Annotated in this window: 11 protein-coding genes; 3 read left to right on the forward strand and 8 right to left on the reverse strand. The window is 66.3% G+C overall.

The genetic code is table 11. The features are described from left to right. Positions 1-75 precede the first annotated feature (75 nt). The 7 genes from J1N50_RS00225 to J1N50_RS00255 all read right to left on the reverse strand — a co-directional run bounded on the left by J1N50_RS00225 (position 76) and on the right by J1N50_RS00255 (position 4811). A complete protein-coding gene (locus tag J1N50_RS00225) occupies positions 76-1290 on the reverse strand; it encodes a murein hydrolase activator EnvC family protein (RefSeq protein ID WP_215348845.1) in 1215 nt (404 codons plus the stop codon). After that, positions 1287-1715: a 23S rRNA (pseudouridine(1915)-N(3))-methyltransferase RlmH gene (locus tag J1N50_RS00230; protein WP_215348848.1), complete on the reverse strand. Its 429-nt coding sequence runs from the start codon at positions 1713-1715 to the stop codon at positions 1287-1289. The genes J1N50_RS00225 and J1N50_RS00230 overlap by 4 nt, the downstream gene beginning before the upstream one ends. 167 nt (positions 1716-1882) lie before the next feature. Next, positions 1883-2293 (reverse strand): ribosome silencing factor, encoded by a 411-nt coding sequence (gene rsfS / locus J1N50_RS00235; protein ID WP_215348850.1) that lies wholly within the window; start codon positions 2291-2293, stop codon positions 1883-1885. Further along, on the reverse strand, positions 2290-2943 hold the full coding sequence (locus tag J1N50_RS00240; protein WP_215348853.1) for a nicotinate-nucleotide adenylyltransferase: 654 nt from the start codon (positions 2941-2943) through the stop codon (positions 2290-2292). Before J1N50_RS00240 ends, rsfS begins: the two co-directional genes overlap by 4 nt. Next, entirely contained in the window at positions 2940-3281 is a 342-nt protein-coding gene (locus tag J1N50_RS00245) for a type II toxin-antitoxin system RelE/ParE family toxin (RefSeq protein WP_343227817.1), read from the reverse strand. Before J1N50_RS00245 ends, J1N50_RS00240 begins: the two co-directional genes overlap by 4 nt. Continuing rightward, the gene (locus J1N50_RS00250) at positions 3227-3496 is read right to left on the reverse strand and encodes a CopG family ribbon-helix-helix protein (protein ID WP_215348856.1); all 270 of its coding nucleotides are present in this window, start codon (positions 3494-3496) and stop codon (positions 3227-3229) included. Before J1N50_RS00250 ends, J1N50_RS00245 begins: the two co-directional genes overlap by 55 nt. Before the next feature lie 31 nt (positions 3497-3527). Next, positions 3528-4811, reverse strand: coding sequence for a glutamate-5-semialdehyde dehydrogenase (locus J1N50_RS00255; RefSeq protein WP_215348860.1), 1284 nt, complete (start codon positions 4809-4811; stop codon positions 3528-3530). Positions 4812-4889: 78 nt separating this feature from the next. Between J1N50_RS00255 and J1N50_RS00260 the strand changes: the two genes are divergently transcribed. Together J1N50_RS00260 and J1N50_RS00265 are read left to right on the forward strand one after the other, a co-directional pair. Beyond that, positions 4890-6020 carry a DUF3667 domain-containing protein gene (locus tag J1N50_RS00260; protein ID WP_215348862.1) on the forward strand — a complete coding sequence of 377 codons (1131 nt, stop codon included), beginning with the start codon at positions 4890-4892 and terminating at the stop codon, positions 6018-6020. 68 nt (positions 6021-6088) lie between these two features. Next, positions 6089-7720 carry an alkaline phosphatase D family protein gene (locus tag J1N50_RS00265; RefSeq protein ID WP_215348865.1) on the forward strand — a complete coding sequence of 544 codons (1632 nt, stop codon included), beginning with the start codon at positions 6089-6091 and terminating at the stop codon, positions 7718-7720. Here J1N50_RS00265 and J1N50_RS00270 read toward each other — a convergent pair. After that, complete coding sequence (locus tag J1N50_RS00270) at positions 7717-8640, reverse strand: crotonase/enoyl-CoA hydratase family protein (protein WP_215348868.1); 924 nt, start codon at positions 8638-8640, stop codon at positions 7717-7719. The two genes, J1N50_RS00265 and J1N50_RS00270, sit on opposite strands and share 4 nt — an antisense overlap. A gap of 202 nt (positions 8641-8842) precedes the next feature. Here J1N50_RS00270 and purC point away from each other — a divergent pair, with 202 nt between their 5' ends. Next, entirely contained in the window at positions 8843-9619 is a 777-nt protein-coding gene (gene purC, locus J1N50_RS00275) for a phosphoribosylaminoimidazolesuccinocarboxamide synthase (RefSeq protein ID WP_215348871.1), read from the forward strand. Positions 9620-9778: the final 159 nt, after the last annotated feature.

Raw genomic sequence — 9778 nt, forward strand, 5'->3', positions numbered from 1 at the left:
TCCTATGGATTTATGAGGGCGTCAAGCGCTCATCCCGATACGGGGCAGGCCCCGAACGGATGATTAACGGGAGCCTCAGCCCAGCATCGCCACGATATCCACCGGCCGCCCGGCGCGGCGCAATTCGACCGTGATGCGGCTGTCCTGCGATCCCGCGCGCCCGACCGGGGTCCCGGCGTCGAGCGTATCGCCGACCCCGACCGACAGCGCGATCATTCCGGTGACGAGCGAGGTCCAGCCCCCGCCATGGTCGATGATCACGATCTTGCCATAACCGCGATAATCGCCCGCAAAGCTGACCCGGCCGGGAGCGGGCGCGACCACCTGCCCGCCGGGGCGCGCGGCGATGGTGATACCGCGCGATCGGACCCCGCTTTCATTGACCTCGCCAAGTCCGGCGACAATGCGCCCCACGACGGGCAGGCGGTAAGCGCCGCGAGCAAGCTCGGCTTCGGCCGGAGCGGGCGGCGCGGCGATCATCGCCGCGCTCGTCGGATCGCGCGGACGGGGCAGGGGGCCGGCGAGTTCGGCAAGTTCGCCGCGCGTCGCGCTGTCGATCTCCAGCGTGTCCATCAGGTCGACGATGTCGCGCGCCTTTTCGCCGAGCCCGAGCGCGCGGTCGGCCTCGAGCTGCGCGCTGCTCATCAGCTCGCGCGACCGGAGGCGGCCTTCATTCTCGAGCCGCGTCAGCGCGTCGCGGCGCCGGGCGAGCTGGGTCTTGCTCGCGGCAAGAGCCTTCAGGGCGATCGCCTGCTGGGTTTTCGTCGCGCGCAATTGGACGAGTTCGCGGCGGACCCCGGCGGTGCGCTGCGCGATCACCGGCATTGCGGCGTCGAGCACCGCGCGCGCATGGACCATGTCGGCGAGCGAGCCCGGCTGCGCGAGGACGCTGACCGGCGGCTGACGCGACAGTTGCTGGAGCGCCGCGGTGAGTTCGAGCAAAGGCTGGCGCTGTTCGGCAAGACGCGCCTCCTGCGCTGCGACGCGGCGGCCCACCAGCGCGACCCGCGCTTCGCCCGCGTTGATGTCGGCCTCCGCCGACTGGATGCGCGCGGCGAGCGCGGCGCTGCGTTTCTTCAGCCGGTCGGCGTCATCGCGCGCGGCAGTCGCCTGCGCCTCCAGCGCGGCGCTGCGTTGCATAGCCTCGGCCGATTGCTGCTTGGCGGTCAGGAGTTGCCGGCGCTCGTTCGCGGCGATCGCGTCGGGATCGAAAACGTCGCTTTGTGCGATGGCGAGTGCCCCGCCCGCGACCGTCACGGCCAGCGCGAGCGTCGCCAGCGCGCGCCTCATTGCCGGCCCTCGCGGTGATAGGGGTGCCCGGCGACGATGCTGGTCGCGCGCCACAATTGTTCGGCGAGCATTGCGCGCGCCATCAGGTGCGGCCAGGTCGCGCGGCCGAAGGCAATCACCTTGTCGGCGCCTTCGCGTTCGTCCGGTGTGAAGCCATCGGCGGCACCCAGGCAGAAGCGCGCTTCGCGCACGCCGCCATCGCGCCATTTTTCCAGCAATTTGGCAAATTCCAGCGATGAGAGCTGCTCGCCGCCCTCGTCGAGCAATATGGTGCGGCTGTTCTCTGCCGCAGCGGGCGCACGACCGCCAGTGTCGGGAAGCTCCGAAATCTTCTGCGCCCAGGTCACGCGCTTCATATAGCGCTCGACCAGCTCGGCCTCGGGCCCCCGCCCGATACGCCCGCGCGCGATGATGTGCAGCAACATGGAATATTTGTTCCTGGCGGAAGCGGCACCAGCCCGCTCCCCCACCGCCCGGAGACGACGCGTGGCGTCGAAGGGCCTCCCAAACCAGTTTACCCTGTGGGTGGCCGGGTGGGGGAGCGGGCTGGTGCCGCTTGCGTTCGGACGTTAGCCCGAACAAAATGGCACCGTCAATTTACCGCGGTAACCGGCGGCGCGTCGCCGAACGACCACATGCGTTCGAGGTTGTAGAAGCTGCGCACTTCGGGACGGAACAGGTGGACGATGACGTCGCCTGCGTCGATCAGCACCCAGTCGGCGTTGGGCAAGCCCTCGACGCGGACATGGCGGCCCGCTTCCTGCTTGATGCGCTGCGCCAGCTTTTCGGCGATCGCCGAGACGTGGCGCGTCGACCGGCCGCTGGCGATCACCATATGATCGGCGATGCTGCTCTTGCCGGCAAGCGGGATGGAGATGGTTTCCTGGGCCTGATCCTCGTCGAGCTGGTGGAGGATCAGCGCGTGGAGTGCTTCCACGCTGTCGTCCGAAGACGCGGGGGCGGTTGCGGCGGCGGGCGCGGCATCCTTACTGGCGGCTATCAAGCTATTTCGTTCCTTTCATCCATGGCCAGCCGCGAATGCGTGACGGGGTCGCGCATGGCGCGGCCTGCATAGCTCTCGAACCAGCGGGGGTTGGCCTGCCGTATTGCAGTTGCGGATCGCACATCGGGCGAAAAACGCAGGAACACGAGGGCAGGCGGTCTCCAGTCCGTCCATCGACATTTCTGGTCCGCGGGCCGGACAAAGCGCCGCAGCCATCCCATCGCCTTCGCAGCGTGGGTCCGGCCATTATAGCCCGGACGCGCGACAATCGCAATCGGCATGAGTCGGGCAATTCCCCGCCAGTCGCGCCATCGGGGCAACTGGACCAGATTGTCGGCGCCCATGATCCAGATGAACTGGCGATTGGGGTAGCGGCGAACGAGCTTTTTCAACGTATCGACGGTATAGCGTGTGCCGAGTTCGACCTCGATCGCGGTTGCCCGGACCGGCGAGCGGCGCGCGGCTTGCTGAGCCGATCCGAGCCGCGCGGGCAGCGGGGCCATGCCTTTCGCCGGCTTCAGCGGATTGCCCGGGGACACCAGCCACCACAGTTCGTCGAGTCCCAGCGCGTCGATCGCGTTGAGGCTGATCGCGCGATGGCCCCCGTGCGCGGGGTTGAAACTGCCGCCGAGGAGGCCGGTGGTGATCATCGGTCAGATTGCCAGTCTTCGCGGGCATGACGCACGCGAAGGATGCGAATTGTGCCTTTTTCTGGTCGATAGATCAGCAAGAAGGGAGTCTCCGGCACGTGCCATTTCCGATAGGCGGTGCCATCGATCTTCGGTCCCGCGTGCGGATTCGCCTGAAGAAACTTCGCCGCCGCAACTGCATTGCGGGCTGTGCGATTGGCGAATTCGAGATCTAGTTCACTATAGTAGAGATCGATGCGTGCAAGGTCGGACCGGGCGCTCGGAGCCCAGACTATTCCAGATGTCACGATCGGCGTTCTTCTTTCCCGGCTCGTTTGGAAATGCGGTCCTCTATCCACGCTTCCATTTCGCCTTGGGTATGAAAATCGCCGTTCTCGATTTCGTTTTCGCCAACTTTGACGAATTCCAGAAACTCGGTTTCGCGTTTCACATATTCGCTAACCGCTTGCGCGACCAACCATGATCGCGATCGGTCGAGCTCTTCGGCCAGCCGGTCCAGGTCTTTCAGGGTCGTCTCATCGACGCGCGCTGAAATGGGCGAGGTCGTATTCATCAAGACTCTGTATCACTTGTATACAAATGATTCAAGGTCGAACTTGCCCCGTGCCGCGCACCAGCCATTTGTACGTTGTCAGCCCTTCGAGCGCGACCGGGCCGCGCGCATGGAGGCGGCCGGTCGCGATGCCGATTTCGGCGCCGAGGCCGAATTCGCCGCCATCGGCGAACTGCGTCGAGGCGTTGTGCATGACGATCGCGCTGTCCACTTCAGCGAGGAAACGCTCGGCCGTCTCGTTGTCCTCGGTGACGATCGCGTCGGTATGGCGGCTCGAATGCGCGTCGATATGCGCGAGCGCGCCATCGAGGCCGTCGACGAGCGCAATCGAGACGATCGCATCGAGATATTCGGTGTCCCAGTCGCCCGCCGCTGCGGTCTCGACATGCGCGCTCAGCGCCGCGACGCCCTTGTCGCCGCGCACTTCGCAGCCCGCCGCGATCAGCGCGTCGACGATCGCGAGCGGGGCGGGGTAGGCGCGATCGATCAGGATCGTCTCGGTCGCGCCGCAGACGCCGGTGCGGCGCATCTTGGCGTTGACCGCAAGTTCGACCGCCTTCGCCGGATCGGCGGCGCCGTCGATATAGAGATGGTTGATTCCGTCGAGGTGCGCGAGCACGGGCACGCGCGCCTCGTCCTGCACGCGCGCGACCAGCCCTTTGCCGCCGCGCGGAATGATGATGTCGACCAGCCCCTGCGCGCGGAGCAGTGCGCCGACCGCCGCGCGGTCCTGCACGGGCACGAGTTGCACGGCGTCGGCGGGCAGGCCGCTTGCCTCCAGCCCCGCCGCCATCGCGGCATGGATGGCGCGGTTGCTGTTCACCGCCTCGCTGCCGCCGCGCAGGATCACGGCATTGCCCGACATCAGGCCGAGCGCCGCGGCGTCGGCGGTCACATTGGGGCGGCTTTCATAGATGATGCCGACGACGCCGAGCGGGACGCGCACGCGGCTGAGTTCCATGCCGTTGGGCCGGGTGGCACGGTCAATCTCGCGCCCGACCGGGTCGGCAAGACCCGCCACATCCTCGACCGCGTCGGCGATTGCCGCGAGGCGCCCCTCGTCGAGCCGCAGCCGGTCGAGCATCGCCGACGACAGGCCGGCGGTCTTTCCCGCGTCCATATCCCGCGCATTGGCCGCGAGAATCGCCGGTGCCTGTGCGCGCAATTCGGCTGCGGCGGCGCGCAGTGCGGCCGCTTTTGCGCCGGTCGGCGCGACGGCCATGATCTTTGCGGCGACGCGCGCGCGCGCGCCCATTTCGGCGATCAGCGCATCGGCTTCGATAAGGCGCGGCGTGGCAAGGGCTTCGGCGGTCATGACGCCGCCCCTATCATGTTTTGGCCGGAGCCCGAAAGCCCCGTTGCGTGCCGCCGCGCGCGCCACTAGTCAGGGCGCATGAGCGGGGATATCGAGAGCATCGGGGCGGCGATCACGGCCGGGCTGGCGGGCGCGGCGGTCGAGCCGAAACATGGTGGCGCGGTGGGGCATGAGGGACTCCGCTGCCTCAACTGCGGGACCAGCCTCGTCGGCTCGCACTGTCATCGCTGCGGGCAGCGGGCCGATGTCCATCGCAGCTTCGGGGCGATCGGGCACGATCTTGTTCATGCGATCTTCCATTTCGAGGGCAAGCTGTGGAACACGCTGCCGCTGCTGACATGGCGCCCGGGCGACCTGACGCGCCGCTATATCCACGGCGAACGCGCGCGTTTCATCTCGCCGCTGGCGCTGTTCCTCTTTGCGGTATTCCTGACCTACGCGGTGCTGGCGATGGTCGGCAGCGGCGGGGTCAGCGAGGGGCTCAGCAAGGCGGCCGCCGAACAGACCCGTACCACCGCGATCAAGGACAGTATGCAGGCGGAAGTCGACCGGATCGACGCCGAGCTTGCAAAAGCCGACCTGCCGCGCGCGGATCGCCGGAAGCTGGAGCAGGAACGCGAAATCCTTCAGAAAAGTGCCGATTATCTGGGCATCTCGCGCAGCCGCAGCGAAGCCGAACGGGACGCCGAGCGCGCCGCGGGGCAGCCGGTGCTGAACGATCCGGAGCAGCAGGTCGCCACTGGCGCCGACTTCATCACGCGCAACAAGGTCAACACCGGTGTGCCCTTTATCGATCACGGTCTGGAGAAGGCTTTCGCCAACCCGGCGCTAATTCTCTACAAGCTTCAGGCGAACGCCTATAAATTCGCCTGGGCGCTGATCCCGCTGTCGCTGCCTTTCATGTGGCTGCTCTATCCGTTCAGCCGCCGCTTCCACACCTATGACCATTTCGTCTTTGTCACTTACTCGATCAGCTTCATGCTGCTGTTGTTCGTCGCGGTGCGGCTCCTGAACCTCACGATCTTCGGCGGTGTCGCGACCTTCCTCGCGATGTTCTATGTCCCGTTCCATATGTACCGGCAGCTTCGCGGCGCCTATCGGTCGTCGCGGTTCGGGTCGCTGGCGCGCGCGACCCTCCTGCTTTTTTTCAGTCTGTTTTCGGTGATCATGTTCATGCTGCTGCTGCTCGCGCTCGGGATCAGCGGCTAGTCGGCAGTCCGGGCGCCAAGCTGTAACAAAAGCCGGGCAAAGACCCGGCGAATCCGGGAGACTATGTCATGCACCAGCTTTGGGGCGAAATGGACCGCCGCCTGCTTATCAAACTCGGCACCGCGGGGCTCGCCGCGCTTGCGCTGCCCGGCGCCGCGCGTGCCGCGATGGCGCAGGGGTTCACGCACAATGTCGCGAGCGGCGAACCCGGTCCGACGAGCATTCTGCTCTGGACGCGCTATGCCGCGCCGTCGAGCGCGCGGTTGACCGCCGAAGTCGCCGAGACGGCCGATTTTGCACGCGTTGTCGGGGGCGGCAGCGCCGATGCCGACGGCGGGAATGACCATACGGTAAAGCTGCGCGTCGACGGGCTCGAGCCGGGCCGCTGGTATTTCTATCGCTTCGTCGCCCCCGACGGCACCACGTCGCCGGTCGGCCGCACGCGCACCCTGCCGCAGGGGCCGACAAGCGCCTTCAATATCGCGCTCTTTTCCTGCTCGAACCTGCCCTTCGGCTGGTTCAATGCCTATGCCCACGCGGCGGCGCGCGGCGACATCGATCTGGTCGCGCATGTCGGCGACTATCTTTATGAGTATCGCGTCGGCGAATATCCCTCGCTCGACGAAGCGCTTCCCGGCCGATCGATCCAGCCGCCGCACGAAATCGTGGCGCTCGCCGACTATCGCCTGCGCTATGCCGCCTATCGCAGCGACCCCGACCTGCAGCGGCTGCACCAGCTGTTCCCGATGATCGCACAGTGGGACGATCATGAATTCGCGAACGATGCGTGGCGGGACGGCGCCGAGAACCACAATGAAGGCGAGGGAGCATGGGCGGAACGCAAGGCTGCGGCCGAGCGCGCCTATCGCGAATGGATGCCTGTCGACGACAGCCGCTGGCGCCAATATGAGGTCGGCGATCTCGCGACGATCTTCCTCCCCGAAACGCGGATCACCGGCCGCGATCGCCCGTTCGATGTCGATGCGATCGTGGCGGGCGGCGGCGATGCTGCGGCGAAACTGCGGCAGTTTGCCGAAACGGCCTATCGCGACCCCCCGCGTCAGATGCTCGGGGTCGAGCAGGAGAAATGGCTGACCGACGCTATCGCCAAATCCGCAAAATCGGGCACACGCTGGCAGATCTGCGCCCAGCAGGTTCTGATGGGCAGCCTCTTCACGCCGCCCGACGTGGCGAACTGGTTCGGGCCCGATATGTCCCCCGCGGTGCGCCGCCGCGTCGAGACGGGGCAGCTTGTCGCAAAGGCCGGGCTTCCGCTTAGTTTCGATACGTGGGACGGTTATCCTGCGGCGCGCGCGCGCCTGCTCGCCGCGGCGCAGGCGGCCGACGCCGATTTCGTCAGTCTTGCGGGCGATTCGCACAACGCATGGGCCTTTGACCTCGCCGAAGGCGGGCGTCCCGCCGGGATCGAGATCGGTGGCCACAGCGTCACTTCGCCGGGCTATGAACATTATACGCCGGGCATTTCGGACGCGCAGCGCGTCGGCGGCCTGCTGGGGTCGTCGCCCGAACTCAAATGGGCGAATACCGAGGATCGCGGATATGTCACGGTCCAGCTGACGCGCGACGCGGTGACCGCGAACTGGCACAGCGTCGAGACGATCCGCAGCCATACGCCCGCGCTCAAATCGACGCACAGCATGACGGCGCGGCGCGGGCGGCGGATGTTCGACGCGGCTTAGCTGTAGGGCGGCGATTCTTCGAACTCGTCGAACCAGGGATAATCGTTCGCCACGCTCGCGGTGAAGTTGGGCGGGCGCTTTTCGAGGAAGCTCGTCACGCCCTCGGCCGCGTCGGGGCTGCGCCCGCGTGAGAAGATTACGCGGCTGTCCCAGCGATGGGCCTGGATCGGGTGGGGGGCGCCCATCATCCGCCAGAGCATGTGGCGGGTCAGCGCGACCGAGACGGGCGCGCTGTCGGCGGTCATCTCGCGCGCCTTCGCTATTGCCGCATCGATCAGCGCGCCGGGCGCATGGACCGACTGGACGAGGCCTTTGTCCCGCGCCTCCTCGGCCGAGATCAGGCGGCCGGAATAACAGAGGTCGACCGCGTTCGCGATGCCGACGAGGCGCGGCAGGAACCAGCTCGACGCGGCTTCGGGAACGATGCCGCGCCGCGCGAAGACGAAGCCGTAACGCGCGGTCTCGCTCGCCAGGCGCGCGTCCATCGGCAGCGTCATCGTCGCGCCGATGCCGACCGCCGCACCGTTGATTGCGCCCAGCACCGGCTTCTTCGCCTCGAAAATGCGGAGCGACAGCCGCCCGCCCGAGTCGCGCACCAGCGGGTGCGACCAGTCGATGCTGCTATCGGCGCGGATCGGGCTCGCCGAAGCGCCGTCGGGCAGCGTCGCCAGCTTGTCGGTGCGCTTGTCATAATCGAAGGTCGAGGCACCCGAACCCAGATCGGCTCCGGCGCAGAAGGCGCGATCGCCCGATCCGGTGAAGATGACCGCGCGCACGGCGTCGTCGGCGTCGCATTCGTCGAGCGCGGCAACGGCTTCGAGCATCATCCCGGTGGTGAAGGCGTTCATCCGGTCGGGACGGTGCAGGGTCAGGAGCGCGATGCCCTCATGCTTGTCGAGGCGAATCTGGTCGAAACTCATTTCACTCTCCTTCGATTTTCGGACATGGTTGCAAGCGGCGCGCGCCAAGGCAAGGTCTAGTTTACGTAAGCGTAAAGATCGCCGGGGATGACGGGCGGTTTCTTTGCCGCTATAGGGCGCGCGACCGCCCCGGCGCCGCGCCTCTTTCCTGAGTCGCCATCGCCGGGGCCATTCATTTGGTTCCGACAGAAAGTACCCGCCCATGGCCCGCCGCCGCCAGATTTACGAAGGCAAAGCCAAGATCCTCTACGAGGGGCCAGAGCCCGGCACGCTGATCCAGTATTTCAAGGACGACGCGACCGCGTTCAACGCGCAGAAGCGCGGGACGATCAACGGCAAGGGCGTGCTGAACAACCGGATTTCGGAGCATGTCTTCACATTGCTCGGCCAGATTGGCGTTCCCACGCACTTCATCCGCCGCCTCAACATGCGCGAGCAGTTGATCCGCCAGGTCGAGATCGTGCCGATCGAGGTCGTCGTGCGCAACGTCGCGGCGGGCTCGCTGTCGAAGCGCCTCGGGATCGAGGAGGGGACGCAGCTTCCCCGCACGTTGATCGAATATTGCTACAAGGACGACGCACTCGGCGATCCGCTCGTCGCCGAAGAGCATATCGCCTGCTTCAACTGGTGCAGCCAGGAAGAATTGCACGACATTCAGGATATGGCGATCCGCATCAACGACTTCATGTCGGGGATGTTCGCTGCGGTCGGCATTCGCCTGATCGACTTCAAGCTCGAGTTCGGGCGCTTGTGGGACGGCGATTATAGTCGCATCATCCTGGCCGACGAGATCAGTCCCGATGGGTGCCGCCTGTGGGACATGGTTTCGGGCGAGAAGCTCGACAAGGACCGCTTCCGCCGTGACCTTGGCGGCGAGGTCGAAGCCTATCAGGAAGTCGCCCGTCGGCTCGGGCTGCTGCCCGAGGGCGGCGAGAACGCCGTGCTCGACCTCGAAAGCCATCGCAAAAAGAAGGGCTGAGCGCTCGGCTTTTCCTTCGCTCCTTCCGCTTTGGGGTTGGAAGCGGTCGCCCCAAGCTCGTCATGCTGGCTGCGGCGATGCTATTAATGTCGTGCTTCGGCCGTTTTCAGACCTTCGTCATTCCGGACTCGATCCGGAATCCATTTTTCCAGCGCTGCG

It is taken from the genome of Sphingopyxis soli (assembly GCF_018682675.1).
Classification (GTDB): domain Bacteria; phylum Pseudomonadota; class Alphaproteobacteria; order Sphingomonadales; family Sphingomonadaceae; genus Sphingopyxis; species Sphingopyxis soli.

Bases quoted from the DNA above. Each gene is read 5' to 3' on its own strand.
- J1N50_RS00225 (WP_215348845.1), bottom strand. From the start codon at position 1,290: ATGAGGCGCGCGCTGGCGACGCTCGCGCTGGCCGTGACGGTCGCGGGC.
- J1N50_RS00230 (WP_215348848.1), bottom strand. From the start codon at position 1,715: ATGTTGCTGCACATCATCGCGCGCGGGCGTATCGGGCGGGGGCCCGAG.
- J1N50_RS00240 (WP_215348853.1), bottom strand. From the start codon at position 2,943: ATGATCACCACCGGCCTCCTCGGCGGCAGTTTCAACCCCGCGCACGGG.
- J1N50_RS00250 (WP_215348856.1), bottom strand. From the start codon at position 3,496: ATGAATACGACCTCGCCCATTTCAGCGCGCGTCGATGAGACGACCCTG.
- J1N50_RS00255 (WP_215348860.1), bottom strand. From the start codon at position 4,811: ATGACCGCCGAAGCCCTTGCCACGCCGCGCCTTATCGAAGCCGATGCG.
- J1N50_RS00260 (WP_215348862.1), top strand. From the start codon at position 4,890: ATGAGCGGGGATATCGAGAGCATCGGGGCGGCGATCACGGCCGGGCTG.
- J1N50_RS00265 (WP_215348865.1), top strand. From the start codon at position 6,089: ATGCACCAGCTTTGGGGCGAAATGGACCGCCGCCTGCTTATCAAACTC.
- J1N50_RS00270 (WP_215348868.1), bottom strand. From the start codon at position 8,640: ATGAGTTTCGACCAGATTCGCCTCGACAAGCATGAGGGCATCGCGCTC.
- purC (WP_215348871.1), top strand. From the start codon at position 8,843: ATGGCCCGCCGCCGCCAGATTTACGAAGGCAAAGCCAAGATCCTCTAC.